This window comes from Lentilactobacillus curieae (assembly GCF_000785105.2).
Taxonomy (GTDB): Bacteria; Bacillota; Bacilli; order Lactobacillales; family Lactobacillaceae; genus Lentilactobacillus; species Lentilactobacillus curieae.
The window spans coordinates 1,815,756-1,828,917 of record NZ_CP018906.1 but is presented as its reverse complement, the minus strand read 5'-3'; the positions used below and the strand labels follow the sequence as shown (position 1 = coordinate 1,828,917).

The window sequence follows — 13,162 nt, the reverse complement described above, 5'->3', positions numbered from 1 at the left end:
TCAGCTATTATAGCAAATAATTAACCTTTTTTTACACTCTCTTTAATGGCATCCAATTCGGCTTTATGACTATCAACATAGTCAACCATTTCAGTAATCATCTTTGAATCAATGATGGTCTTAATTTGGGCAAGGGTATTTTTAACGGTTTCCTGTTTACTTGCACCGTGAGCTTTGATCACTGGAGCTTTTAGTCCAAGGAACATTGCACCGCCATATTTTGAATAATCCATCTTGCTGGCAATTGACTTAAATACATCCTTTAACATTAAGGCACCCATCTTAGACTTCATGCCACCATCCATGATGCTACTCTTAATCAAGTTAAGTGTACTCAAGGCAGTTCCTTCGATTCCTTTAAGAGCTGCGTTTCCTGTAAAGCCATCAGTAACAACCACATCTGCTGCACCGTTCAATAACTCCCTAGCTTCAACGTTCCCAATAAAGTTAATATCCTTATTGGCGGCCAGTAATTCGTGAACTTCTTTGTGCAACATGTCACCCTTATCGGCTTCTGTTCCGTTGTTTAGTAGACCAATTCTTGGGTTGTCAATTTTCAACACATTGGTTGCGTAATACTTACCCATAAAAGCAAATTGGTACAAGTTTAGAGCTTTAGAATCAGCATTCGCACCAACATCAAGCATTACAAACTTATCAGACATGCCCTCTTTGGGAGTCACTATAGGTAAGGTAGTGGTTAATGCCGGGCGGTCAATTTCCTTAATTCTTCCAACCACAAACAAACCGGCAGCAAGAATTGCTCCAGTATTTCCAGCGGAGAAGAATGCATCGTTTTTACCATCTTTAACGGATTGTGCAGCTAACACCAAGCTTGATTGCTTTTTCTTTCGGATAGCTCTAACTGGCTCTTCACCCATCTCGATAACTTCATCAGCTTGTGTAATTTCAATGTTTTGATCATTTTTAAGATACTTTTTGATTTCATCAGTTAACCCAAATAAGTCATAGATGACATCTGGATTTTCATCACGGCTTAACTCCACTCCTTCGATAATTTCCTTAGGAGCGTGGTCTCCACCCATAGCATCAATTGCAATTCTCATTTTTATTAATCCTTTCAATCGGTAAAAATATGTTGATTCATTTTTAAATACTTAGCTAATTGTACATTTTCTGGTTTTCTTTTCCAATCACTTTCGGAAGTAATTCTCTGAGCTTCTTGATTGGCAACGTTCAGAATGTTTAAATCCTCAACAGGATCGGCAACTTTAAAGTCTGGCACACCAGATTGTTGCTTACCAGTTATATCACCTTGACCCCGCAACTCCAAATCTTTTTGTGACAAATAAAAACCATCCGAACTTTCAGCAACAATTTCCATTCGTTTTCTACCATTCTCAGTTTTTGGGTCGGCAATTAAAACACAGTATGCCTGTTCGCTGGAACGGCCAACCCGTCCCCGAAGTTGGTGTAATTGTGAGAGACCAAAGTGATCAGCATCAAAAATCAGCATCACATTTGCATTCTTAACATCAACCCCAACTTCAATCACCGTTGTCGCAACTAAAACAGAGAATTTGTTACTTGCAAAGTCGGTCATTGCGGTGTTTTTTTCATCGTTAGTCATTCGTCCATGCAACAATCCAACCTTAAATTCAGGTTCGAAAATCGCTTGAAACCTTTCATAAATAGCCACAGCGTTTTTCATATCAACAGCTTCAGACTCTTCAATCAAAGGGGTAACAACGTAAGCTTGTTTTCCCGCCAATAATTGCTTCTTTAAGAACGCTAAGGCACTTTTAGTCTTAGTGGCAGAAATCCATGTAGTTTTGACTGGTTTGCGACCATTTGGCATCTGATTGATGATTGATACGTCCATGTCCCCATACATAGTAATTGCTAACGTTCTTGGAATTGGCGTCGCCGTCATTGCTAAAACATTAGTACCCTCGCCTTTTTCGCGCATCGCTTGTCGTTGATTAACGCCAAACCGGTGTTGTTCGTCAATAACTGCTAGTCCTAAATCATGATAATGTACTGAGTCTTGAAAAAGTGCGTGAGTCCCCACGATTATATTTATTTCACCATTCTCAATATTTGGCAACATTGCCCTTCGAGCCTGGGCACTAGTTGCTCCAGTAAGTAGTGCAATATTCACATCGAAATCACTGAACATATTTGCTAGATTTTCAGCGTGTTGCTCAGCCAAAATTTCTGTCGGCGCCATAATTACCGCTTGTTTACCACTTGTTACAGTTGCAAACATGGAGATTGCTGCCACGACTGTTTTCCCGCTACCAACATCTCCTTGTAGCAGACGGTTCATTGGGTATGGACTATTTAAATCTTTAAGGATTTCGTCGGTTACTTTTTGCTGTGAGTCAGTGAGTGAAAAGGGTAGTTTCTGGCTAAATTTAGTCAATAATTGGTCATCGTACTGGACCACACTGGCATCGTTTTCTTGTCGGTGCATTTTTTTAAGTTGCTGAATTCTCATCGAAAAAAAGAAAAATTCCATAAACTTAGCCGTTCTAAATGCCTTATCTGCATCCTTAGGTGATTTGGGAAAATGAACGTTCTTGATCATATCATGGAATGATTCTAACCTGTATTTTTGAATTAAAGATTCAGGTAATACCTCAGGAATGACTGACTCGTATTCATCAAACGCCGTTTTCACTAATTTTTTGATTGTATTTTGCTTAACTTCTTTTGTCGCTGGATAAATTGAATCAAAACTCGAACCTAGCTCTTGCTTAATTAACTTCATGCCATTAATCTGCTGTCTCGCGGCATCAAACGTTCCATAAACTGAAACCTCATGATTAAGTTCCAATTGTTTTTTTAACCATGGCTGATTGAAAAAAGTTACTGGATAGGTTTGTCCGTCAACCTTCAATAAAAATCTAAGCCGACTTTTCTTTCTGCCAAAAAAATTCACTGTTGGCTCAGTTGCAACTACCCCTCTGATAGTAACTTTCTGCCCACTTTCAGTAGTTTGAGGATCCTTCACCGATAAATCATCGTAACGCCAAGGAAAGTAGGTCAATAAATCATTAACTGTGTTAATTCCTAACTTATTAAGTGTAACGCTCTTTTTTTCACCAACTCCACTCAAAACGGTAACTGGATCATTCAGTTCCACATCACTCACCCACTTTCATTCAAAATAAAAAGTTTGGCAAACGCCAAACTTAGTAAATACTATTCAACGGAAATTAAGAATGGGTAAACCGGTTGGTCTCCCTCATGGACTTCAACTTCTAGGTCTTCGTCGATGTTTCCAATTTCGTCAGCTACCTTTTGGGCTAAGGCTTCATCTGCACCTTCACCCCAAATAATGGTAATTGCCTCGCTATCTTCATCCAACATTTTCTTGGTCATTTCAACAGCCGTAGTCAAAAGGTCATCATTGACTAAATCAATGTCTCCATCAATGATTCCCATGAATTGACCTTTTTTAATCTTAACATTGTCAATTTCTGTATCACGAATTGCATTGGTTACTTGTCCAGAAACAACAGTATCCAAGTTGTCTTCCATTTCCTTTTGGTTATCCTCCAGAGTTGCATCTGGATTAAAACCAAGCATTGAAGTGATTCCTTGGGAAATTGTCTTACTATGAACGATTTCAACCGGAATCTCAGCAACTTCGGCTGCCTGTTCAGCAGCAAGGAAGATATTCTTGTTGTTTGGAAGAACAATTGCTTTTTTAGCCTTAGTAGCTGCAATAGCTTTAACAATGTCCTCAGTACTTGGGTTCATTGTTTGCCCGCCATTAAGAATATTTGTAACTCCTAAACTTTTGAACAATTCAGATAGTCCAGCACCACTTGCAATTGAAATTACAGCAGTATCAGGAACTTTCTCAGTATCTGTCGATTTGTCACTTGGTTGATCATTAGCAATGATGGTTTCTTGTTGCATCCGCATGTTATCAACTTTAACCTTTGCTAAATCACCAAATTCTTGCCCCCAGGCCATAACTTTTCCTGGGTGCTCCGTGTGAACATGGACCTTAACTATTTCATCATCGTTAACAACGAGTAGTGAATCTCCAAGTTCTGCCAAGTAATCATAGAACTTTTGGTAATCGAACTTTTGATCAACTTCTTTACCACGGCCAATTCTAACCATGATTTCAGTACAGTAACCGTACACGATATCATCGGGGTCAATTTGACTTTGAACGCTTTGATGATGAGCAGCATCAATCATTTCATCCATTTCAGAAGTGTTTGGTTGATATGCACCATCATCTTCGTCTGTACGACCGTTCAGAGCATCATCAAATGCTTCTAATACGAATGTGAGTCCTTGACCACCAGAATCAACTACGCCAACTTGTTTTAAAACTGGCAATAAATCAGGTGTTTTGGCAAGAGCAGTTTTGGCATTTTCATAAATTGCATCCATAACTGCAACAACATCATCAGTAGTTGCCGCAACTTTTTTTCCTGCTTGAGCGGCCAAACGAACAACTGTCAGTACCGTACCTTCAGTTGGTTTCATAACGGCCTTATAAGCAGTTTCCGTAGCAGCAACAAACCCATCAGCTAAATCCTGTGCACTTAACTCGTTCTTACCCTCAGTGGACTTTGAAAACCCTCTAAAAATCTGTGAAAGAATTACGCCAGAATTTCCTCGTGCCCCCATTAGCAACCCCTTTGCCAGAGCTTTAGCTAAATTGGAAACACTGGTACTAACTTCTTCATTAACGTATTTATAGCCACTTTTAAGTGACAAATTCATATTTGTACCAGTATCACCATCGGGAACTGGAAACACGTTTAAAGAGTTAATGAATTCCGCATTTTTATTTAATTTATTTGATGCGGCTAAAACCATTGCCGTAAATTCGGTATTGGTTATTTTGGTGACTTTCAATTATTTTTCCTCCCTAAGCAAAATCGATCGTTAGTTTGTAATTTGAACCCCTTGAACGATTACGTTGACCGAATTTGCAGTAACGCCAAGCATATGTTGTAAGTTATACTTGACCTTAGATTGAACACTTTTAGAAACTTCAGAAATTTTGGTACCATAACTTACCACGATATAAACATCTACGGTAATTTGATTATCAACTTGTTTAACCTCAACACCCTTAAAAAAGTTTTCTTTTTTGAGAATGTCGTTGACGTTATCTCGAAATTGATTGCGACTTGCCATTCCGACAACTCCATAGTTATCAGTTGCAGTACCACCAACAACGTTGGCAATAACATCGTTATCAATATCAACTGTTCCAAATTTTGTCTTAATCTTTACGGCCATTAGTTACAGCCTCCTTGAAAAATAATGTGTAACTACCATTAACGATAGTTAATGTTACCACAATCAAGCAAAAAACCAAAGTAAACCGCCAATCTATAATAATTAACTGTCAAGTAAATTCACTTGAAAGAAAAGTATTGCAATGTCAGGGTAACTATGATAAATTACTAAGGTGGAACAAAACAGAATGTAAATATTAAACCGATGAGAAAGGGGATTTGTTAACCATGGCAAAAGATTTTTTCAGTGGTAAACGTACTCACTTTGGTAACAAGCGTTCACACGCTTTGAATTCTAGCCGTCGTAGCTGGAAGCCAAATTTGCAAAAAGTTCGCATCTTAGTTGATGGCAAGCCTAAGAAAGTTTGGGTTTCTGCAAGAACTCTTAAATCAGGTAAAGTTACTCGCGTTTAGTTTAAACCGAGCATCCTGATAACATTTTAACACCACTAGCAACTTGCTAGTGGTGTTTTTTTGTACCCAAAAATAAAAAAATCGTGATTTACCTACAACAGGCATTCCACGATTCTAACACTATTTCTTTAAATCAGCACTCTGAATGACGCACATAACCCCACTATCGAACTCAAATGAGGCTTCTTTACCCATGAATTCATTGCTTGCCCACGAAGTAGGCTGATTGATTTTACGATCCTTTAGTTGGTACTTTTCATCATATAAACTCAAAGAATTCATCGGCGTTAGACATACAAAGGCTAAGTACTTTTTGGAATCTTCCTTAACAATTGAATATTTCCCAGGAAGAAAGAAAGTAATTATATTTTGACGATCAACCATTTTAATTTTTGGAGCAAATTGCTTAAACCGAGGTTCAAGAACCATCCACAGGTTGGCTAAAAAATGGTCCAGTCTGCCTCCAGTTGCTCCATAAATCACTAATTCATCCGCGTTTTGTTCTTCTAAGGCAACTTTTACGCCCAATTGGGTATCTGTATCGTCTTTTTCCGGAATTGATTGGCGAATATCATTAACATGGTCTTTAACTAGGTCAAACTCGGATTTCTGAAGTGAATCAAAATCTCCAATCGCAACGATTGGATCAATTCCCATATTAATCAAATGCAGGTTTCCACGGTCGATCCCAATAAAGCTGCCAGGAACTTGACCATTAACCAATTCATCTGGCCATAAATCTGTGGGACCGCCGACCAACAGATTTATTCTTTTCATTTTGTAGCTTCCTTGATTGCGTTTACTTTAGCAACGGGATCATCTGCACCGAATACATATGAACCAGCAACTGCAACAGTTGCACCCGCTTTAGCAGCTTCAACAACTGTCTCGTTGTTTACCCCACCATCAATTTCAATGTCAAAATCGTAACCCTTAGCTTTTTTAATTGCATCCAATTCAGCAATCTTATCAACTGTTTCTGGAAGAAACTTTTGGCCTCCAAAGCCGGGGTTAACAGTCATAACTAACACTTGTTTGACCATGTGAAGCACTGGTTCAATTGCGGAAACGGGAGTACCGGGATTAATGACAACTTCAGCGCCAACACCCTTGTTATTAATCATTTGCAATACTCTGTGAATGTGCTGGGTTGCTTCAACCTGAACTCCGATAATGTCAGCACCAGCATCCGCAAATTCATCAACGTAACGTTCTGGATTTTGCACCATAAGATGAACGTCCAAAACCATCTTTGAAATTGGTCTGATTTGTTTTACCCAGCCCGGGCCGTATGAAATTGCAGGAACAAAAGCCCCATCCATAATATCGATGTGAAGGTACTCTGCGCCACCCTTTTCAACAGTTTCAATGTCTCTTTGAAGATTTAAGTAATCTGCAGCTAAGATTGAAGGTGCAACTTTGATCATAATAATGTTTCCTCACTTTGTTTTATAATTTGGTTTGCGATTTTTAATTTCAGTGTATATCTGCAAGTAATTGTCGTAGCGACTGTGCATTATTTCACCAGACTCTACCTCACTTTTTACTTCGCAGTCAGGCTCATTAACGTGGACGCATCCCCTAAACCGACATTTTACCGACGCCCGCTTAAACTCGGGGAAATATTTACCCAAATCACGCGCATCCAACTGGATGGGATCATATGACGAAAATCCTGGTGTATCTGCAACTAAGCCGTCGCCTACTTTCAGTAACGCCACTTTTCTGGTTGTGTGCTTACCACGATTCAATGCCGCTGATATCTCGCCCGTTTCTAATTGTAGCTCAGGAGTAATGTGGTTCAGCAACGTAGACTTACCCGCCCCTGTTTGCCCCATAATGACGTTTTCTTTGCCCGCAAGTAGTCTTGATACCTCTGATAGTGAATCAGCTGAAAACGCCTGTTTCGGCAGAATAACTTCATAACCAATCTTTCGGTATCCGTCGGCAACCCGCTCGAATTTTTCAATTTCACCGTCAGGAAGCAAATCGGTCTTTGTAAAGTAAATTACAGAATCAATTCCTGCAACCTCAAGCGCTAACAATTGCCGATCTAAAAGGTTACTCGAAAATTCCGGTTGCGTTGTAGCAGTAGTAACGATTGCCTGATCAATGTTAGCAATCGGGGGACGTACCAATGAATTAGTTCTGGGAAGTAAGCTGAGGATATATCCATCCTCAAACTCAACCTCATCCCCAACAATTGGAGTAAGCCCACGCTTTCTGAAATTTCCACGGGCTCTAGTTCGATAAATCTTTCCATCCTCAGAGGACAAAATATCGTAGAACCCACTTAATGATTGATAAATTTTACCCTTTGTCAATTAACCACCTCAATAAAAAATCACTTCCCTTTTATTATAAGAGAAGTGATTAGATTTTGCATTAACTTCCGCTAATGCATTTCGTAAGTGATGTTGTTATCTCTAAGAATCGTCTTGCCATCACGAACAATTTTGTATTTACCAATTTCATCTTTAGTCAACTTGAACGGTAATAGGACAGTCGTATCACGCTGAATCACCATCTGTTTATAAACATGCGTGTAGTCGTGATCATGATCTTTTAGGTAAATTAAAATTACATTTTCCTGAGAGTCATCTGATGAGCTTTCCTCCAAGGATGAGCTGTTAGTTACGGGAGCTGTTCCTAATGTAGAACTTGTCTCTGAACTATTACTACTATCACTCTGATCCGTGACTGAGGATGGGTTCTCGTGATATGGAATCGTTACCCGAACATTAAAGCTTTTAATTTCGTTAGAAGTCTTCTTCCCACGAGAGATGTAGACCATTAAACTACCACCTTGCTGAATTCTCTCACCAGCAACTGGAGCTTGACGGATGACCTTTCCTTTGGGGGTGTCATTTGAATAGGCGTACTCAAAGGTTGGATTGATTTCAGCCGTATTCGAGTAATCGACAACTTGTTCCTTAGTCATCCCTGTTAAATCTTTCAGGGTAATCTCTTTAATCCCTGTTGAGACCACGAACGACAAAGTCTTTTTATTAGGATCTGCACTGGTCCCAGCCTTAAATCCTTGTTGCAAAATTTTGCCTGGTCCAAAAGTGCTAGAAGGAGCGTTTCTACGCTTGATTTTAAATCCTTCATTTTTCAGCTTAGCCGATACCGAATTAAATGACTGGCCAACATAATTATCCAAACGAACCATTCTGATTCCAGAACTAATCACCAAGTCAACTTTAGACTGCTTATCCACTTTTTGGCCTTCATCGGGATCAGAACTAATTACCCGATTTTTGTCTACTGAATAACTGTTTTTGTACCGAACCTTACCAACCTTGAGCTTAGCATCGGTAATTTTCTCTTTTGCATCAGTTTCAGTCAATCCAGACACTTGAGGGACATGGGTACTACCATTAGCTGTCGCAATTAGTGTTCCTAATCCAATCAGAAGTAACAAAACAATTCCCAAAATTATCCAGCGACGCTTGTGATGCTTTCTTCGTGGCTTTTCTTCTCGCTGGTGTTCCTCAGGTTCAGATTCCTCTTGTTTGTCTTCGTTAGCTTTGGCTAAATTAGTATCGGCCAACGGCGAGAATGGCATCACCCTAGTTTTACCATCTGTCTCACTATTGTCTTCACTAGGAACAAAACGAGGTTCTGTTAATCTGTTGACAGACAACGACGTTTTTAAGTCATCTGCAAGGTCATCCACGGTTAAGTATCGATCAGTGGGATTCTTGGCAGTGGCCTTTAAAACTGCATTTTCAAGTGGTTGGGGAATTCTCGGATTAGTATCCTTTACAAACGGAATTGACTCCTGAGAATGTTTCATTGCAATTGAAACGGCGGTTTCTCCATCAAACGGAACTTTCCCTGTAAGCATTTCATAAAGAATGATTCCAAGGGAGTACACATCAGACTGCTTAGTGGCTACCATGCCCTTTATTTGCTCAGGAGATAAATAATGAATCGAACCAATTATTGAGCGAGTCTGGGTCATAGTGTCTTCAGTAGCCGCCCGAGAAATACCAAAATCAGTAATCTTAACGTAACCATTATTGTTAACCAGAATGTTTTGCGGCTTTAAGTCACGGTGAATTATATTGTGTCTATGTGCCTCACCAACAGCACTACAAATCTGTTCCATAATGTCGACAACTGTCGGATAAGGAATAGGCGAATGATCGCGAATGTAATCTTTTAAATCCTCACCCTCAACGTTTTCCATGACGATGTACTGCATTCCATCGACTTCGTCAACATCATAAACTCCAACAATATGCGGATTGTTTAGTTGGGTAACAGCAAGTGCCTCATTTTGAAAGCGTTCCTTTGCCCGCGGGTTATCCCTAAAATCTAATCGCAGCAGTTTAACCGCAACTTGCCGATTTAAAATTAAGTCTTTGGCCAAGTAAACGTCAGCCATTCCACCTTCACCCAAACGAGCAATGATTTCGTAACGACCATTTAAGACGTAACCCTTATTCATCGGAATCACCTTCCGATTCATAACTCATGACTAACACGGATATGTTGTCCAAACCACCATTTTCATTAGCCATTGAGATTAATTTTTCACACTTCTCTTTAACTGATATCTGTTCAGCCAACACGTTGGCAATGTCACAGTCCTCAACCATATTGGTCAACCCATCACTGCATAACAAAATTTGATCCTGATTTTTAAGTTTAAATGCCATGTAATCAGCTGTTGAAGCGTCATTGATCCCCAAACTTTTGGTAATGATATTTTTATATGGATTGTTTCTAGCTTCAGCTGGGGTTAAATCGCCTGATTTTATTAATTCATTAACGTATGAATGATCTTCTGAGACTTGCTGGAGTTGATTGTTGGAAAAGAGGTATCCCCGACTATCACCAATGTTAGCAATAAATCCATCAATGCCTGAAATCAAGGCCGCAACAAAGGTAGTCCCCATTCCTTTTAGGTGAGTATCTGAATTAGACTCTACTAAAATCGCATCATTGACCTCACTCAGCTTCAAGTCCAACCATTTTTGTGATTCTTCAATCGAGTTAAAGTCAGTTTTCTCAAAGCTATTTCCTAAATTAGAAACAACTAGCTGAGAAGCCACTTCTCCCGCTTTATTACCACCAATCCCATCTGAAATCAGTGCTAAAATCACATTTTGTTTATTTTTAAATGTTCCAACCGCGTCCTCGTTCTTCTCGCGGACCTTACCGATTGACGAATTATAGGCGATTTTCAATTAAATCAACTCCGTTATTTATCTCTTCGTAAAGTACTTACGAAAAATCCGTCTGAATTATAGTCATCAGGATATATTTTTAATAATTTGTCTTTAATATTAGCAGATAAGTCAAGTTGTGTGGAAACTGTTTCTAGGGAAAAGTTAGGATGGGCGTCTAAAAACTCAGAAACAACATCCTGATTTTCTTGATTCAAAATTGTGCAAGTACTGTAAGTGATTGTTCCACCAACTTTGACCTTGGGAGCAACTGCATCCAAAATTTGCTTTTGGATGCCACTCAACTTTTCTGAGTCCGCCAAAGTTTTTGAATACCTAATCTCTGGTTTTCTTCTGATCAGGCCTAATCCTGAGCAAGGGGCATCAACTAAAATCTCGGCAAACTGTTCGTCAGCAAACTTTTCATCGACTTTCCTAGCATCAAGGGGCACAGTTGTCACCTTATCGGCTAAGTTCATTCTTTCGGCATTTCTCCGAACAACGCGTAACTTTTTATCATGGATATCTAGGGCAGTTACCATCCCCGTTGTTAACTCTTCGGCAATTTGCGTAGTCTTGCCACCAGGGGCACTACATGCATCAAGTACTTGATCATCACCAGCAATTGACATTGATTCTACCGGTAGCATAGCACTTTCATCCTGAATTGTAATTGTCCCATCAGCAAACAACTCGCTATTGATTGCCAGCTTTTTCTGCAAGACAAGACCATTAGCTGCAACTTCACTGTCGAAAACTTCAAAGCCTTCCGATTCTAATTTTGATACGATTTCTTCTTTAGACATCCCAGAGGCTTGATTGATCCTAACGGACTGTTTAGCTGGATGATTGATCGAACGTAAAATTGACTCAGCTTTCGGACCTTCAAGTTGTTCAGTTAAAATCTTAACGATCCACACTGGCACACTGGTTTCAATTGAGAGTCTTTCAGACCGATTTTTGATTTTTTTAGGGTCTGCCAAACCTTTACGGTCAATGGAATGAAGAATTCCAGTTACCATTCGCCGAATTCCGTCGTGACCATTTTTTTTAGCAATCTTGATAGTTTCGTCAAATATTGCCCGTTTAGGCACCCGATCAAGATACTCTAATTGATAAATTGCTGTATACAAAAGCTCTTTAACCCAGTCTTCGGTCTCGTCAGCGTTTTTTAAAAATGGTGCTAGTTGGTATTCAAAGGTCAGCATGTGTTGCAATACTCCATAAACTATGTTGGTGTAAAGTGCCCTGTCCTCTACCCCCATAGTTGTCTTTTCCAGTACTGAATTGATCTGGAGGTTTGAATATGCTCCCTTTGCCGTGAGTACCAACGTTTGCATTGCTAACTCACGTGGATTATTTGATACAGTCTTCATCTAGTCAATCACCTTTTGGCCTTCCTTGATGCTTTGTCCAGCACCGTTTAAGTAGTCAGTTATCTTTTGCTTTGGTTTACCTGCGGGTTGAAGTTCAATAATTGAAATTACTGTACCATCCCCAGCAGCAAGTTGTAATTCATGTTTGCTCTTCAACACCACTGTTCCTGGTGCCAGTTCTGTAGTCGCATCAACAACTTTAGACCGCCAAATTTTAGTGCGTTTGCCGTTAAGTTCTGTATATGCTACGGGATCAGGTCGCAGTGCCCGAACCTTTGCATCAACCAGGAATGCGCTCTTGGAAAAATCAAGCACCTCTTCTTCAGGTTTAATGTTAGGGCTAAACACCACTTCTTCTTCAACTTGAGGAATTGGTTTGATTTCTCCACTAATTACTTTAGGCAACGTATCCAAAAGCAAGTCTCTTCCGACAATGCTAAGTTTAGCGAACATAGTCTCAGTGTCATCGTCGTTTTCAATATCGATTGCCTTTTGCGATAAAATATCCCCAGCATCCATTTTTTTGACCATGTACAAAATGGTAATTCCAGTTTGTTTATCACCATTCATAATTGAATATTGAACCGGGGCGCCGCCACGATACTTGGGTAACAGCGAACCGTGCACATTGACCGCCGCAACCTTTGCTGCGGCCAATAACTTAGTTGGTAAGAACTGACCATAAGCTGCAGTAATAATTAAATCCGGATTGGTTTCAATTATTGTTGACATTTCGTCGCTGCCAGAAAGCTTTGCAGGAGCCAAGACTGGGATTGAAAGTTCTTCGGCCGCCTCCCGGACCGGCGTCTTTTTCAAAACATGTTTTCTACCAACGGGACGGTCTGGTTGGGTCACAGCATACTTAACGTCATAACCGTTTGTCACCAAGCCCTTTAAAATTGGTACTGAAAAATGGGGTGTTCCCATAAATACTATTGATGTCAAATTAGTTCCT

12 protein-coding genes are annotated in these 13,162 nt (G+C 39.8%); 1 reads left to right on the top strand and 11 read right to left on the bottom strand.

Annotated elements, in window-relative coordinates; translation table 11 throughout:
- Window positions 1–20 precede the first annotated feature (20 nt).
- From plsX to PL11_RS08875, 4 genes are read right to left on the bottom strand one after another with little or no spacing between them, the layout of a single operon-like run.
- On the bottom strand, window positions 21–1,067 hold the full coding sequence (plsX, locus tag PL11_RS08890; RefSeq protein ID WP_035167214.1) for a phosphate acyltransferase PlsX: 1,047 nt from the start codon (window positions 1,065–1,067) through the stop codon (window positions 21–23).
- A gap of 14 nt (window positions 1,068–1,081) precedes the next feature.
- Window positions 1,082–3,109, bottom strand: coding sequence for an ATP-dependent DNA helicase RecG (gene recG, locus PL11_RS08885; RefSeq protein WP_035167215.1), 2,028 nt, complete (start codon window positions 3,107–3,109; stop codon window positions 1,082–1,084).
- Between the two features lie 59 nt (window positions 3,110–3,168).
- Window positions 3,169–4,851: a DAK2 domain-containing protein gene (locus tag PL11_RS08880; protein ID WP_035167217.1), complete on the bottom strand. Its 1,683-nt coding sequence runs from the start codon at window positions 4,849–4,851 to the stop codon at window positions 3,169–3,171.
- A gap of 30 nt (window positions 4,852–4,881) precedes the next feature.
- On the bottom strand, window positions 4,882–5,241 hold the full coding sequence (locus tag PL11_RS08875) for an Asp23/Gls24 family envelope stress response protein (RefSeq protein WP_035167218.1): 360 nt from the start codon (window positions 5,239–5,241) through the stop codon (window positions 4,882–4,884).
- A gap of 227 nt (window positions 5,242–5,468) precedes the next feature.
- Here PL11_RS08875 and rpmB point away from each other — a divergent pair, with 227 nt between their 5' ends.
- Complete coding sequence (rpmB, locus tag PL11_RS08870) at window positions 5,469–5,654, top strand: 50S ribosomal protein L28 (RefSeq protein ID WP_035167220.1); 186 nt, start codon at window positions 5,469–5,471, stop codon at window positions 5,652–5,654.
- Between the two features lie 120 nt (window positions 5,655–5,774).
- Here rpmB and PL11_RS08865 read toward each other — a convergent pair whose 3' ends face one another.
- The 7 genes from PL11_RS08865 to fmt all read right to left on the bottom strand — a co-directional run bounded on the left by PL11_RS08865 (window position 5,775) and on the right by fmt (window position 13,152).
- The gene (locus tag PL11_RS08865; RefSeq protein WP_035167221.1) at window positions 5,775–6,431 is read right to left on the bottom strand and encodes a thiamine diphosphokinase; all 657 of its coding nucleotides are present in this window, start codon (window positions 6,429–6,431) and stop codon (window positions 5,775–5,777) included.
- Window positions 6,428–7,081, bottom strand: a complete 654-nt coding sequence (gene rpe / locus PL11_RS08860) for a ribulose-phosphate 3-epimerase (RefSeq protein ID WP_035167223.1) — start codon at window positions 7,079–7,081, stop codon at window positions 6,428–6,430. The genes PL11_RS08865 and rpe overlap by 4 nt, the downstream gene beginning before the upstream one ends.
- A gap of 12 nt (window positions 7,082–7,093) precedes the next feature.
- Window positions 7,094–7,978: a ribosome small subunit-dependent GTPase A gene (rsgA, locus tag PL11_RS08855; RefSeq protein ID WP_035167225.1), complete on the bottom strand. Its 885-nt coding sequence runs from the start codon at window positions 7,976–7,978 to the stop codon at window positions 7,094–7,096.
- Window positions 7,979–8,049: 71 nt separating this feature from the next.
- Entirely contained in the window at window positions 8,050–10,110 is a 2,061-nt protein-coding gene (pknB, locus tag PL11_RS08850) for a Stk1 family PASTA domain-containing Ser/Thr kinase (protein ID WP_035167226.1), read from the bottom strand.
- Window positions 10,103–10,852: a Stp1/IreP family PP2C-type Ser/Thr phosphatase gene (locus PL11_RS08845; protein ID WP_035167228.1), complete on the bottom strand. Its 750-nt coding sequence runs from the start codon at window positions 10,850–10,852 to the stop codon at window positions 10,103–10,105. Before PL11_RS08845 ends, pknB begins: the two co-directional genes overlap by 8 nt.
- Before the next feature lie 14 nt (window positions 10,853–10,866).
- Window positions 10,867–12,207, bottom strand: a complete 1,341-nt coding sequence (rsmB, locus tag PL11_RS08840) for a 16S rRNA (cytosine(967)-C(5))-methyltransferase RsmB (RefSeq protein WP_035167230.1) — start codon at window positions 12,205–12,207, stop codon at window positions 10,867–10,869.
- The gene (gene fmt / locus PL11_RS08835; RefSeq protein ID WP_035167231.1) at window positions 12,208–13,152 is read right to left on the bottom strand and encodes a methionyl-tRNA formyltransferase; all 945 of its coding nucleotides are present in this window, start codon (window positions 13,150–13,152) and stop codon (window positions 12,208–12,210) included.
- Window positions 13,153–13,162 lie beyond the last annotated feature (10 nt).

Bases quoted from the DNA above. Each gene is read 5' to 3' on its own strand.
- rpe (WP_035167223.1), bottom strand. From the start codon at position 7,081: ATGATCAAAGTTGCACCTTCAATCTTAGCTGCAGATTACTTAAATCTT.
- rsmB (WP_035167230.1), bottom strand. From the start codon at position 12,207: ATGAAGACTGTATCAAATAATCCACGTGAGTTAGCAATGCAAACGTTG.
- PL11_RS08875 (WP_035167218.1), bottom strand. From the start codon at position 5,241: ATGGCCGTAAAGATTAAGACAAAATTTGGAACAGTTGATATTGATAAC.
- PL11_RS08865 (WP_035167221.1), bottom strand. From the start codon at position 6,431: ATGAAAAGAATAAATCTGTTGGTCGGCGGTCCCACAGATTTATGGCCA.
- pknB (WP_035167226.1), bottom strand. From the start codon at position 10,110: ATGAATAAGGGTTACGTCTTAAATGGTCGTTACGAAATCATTGCTCGT.
- rpmB (WP_035167220.1), top strand. From the start codon at position 5,469: ATGGCAAAAGATTTTTTCAGTGGTAAACGTACTCACTTTGGTAACAAG.
- plsX (WP_035167214.1), bottom strand. From the start codon at position 1,067: ATGAGAATTGCAATTGATGCTATGGGTGGAGACCACGCTCCTAAGGAA.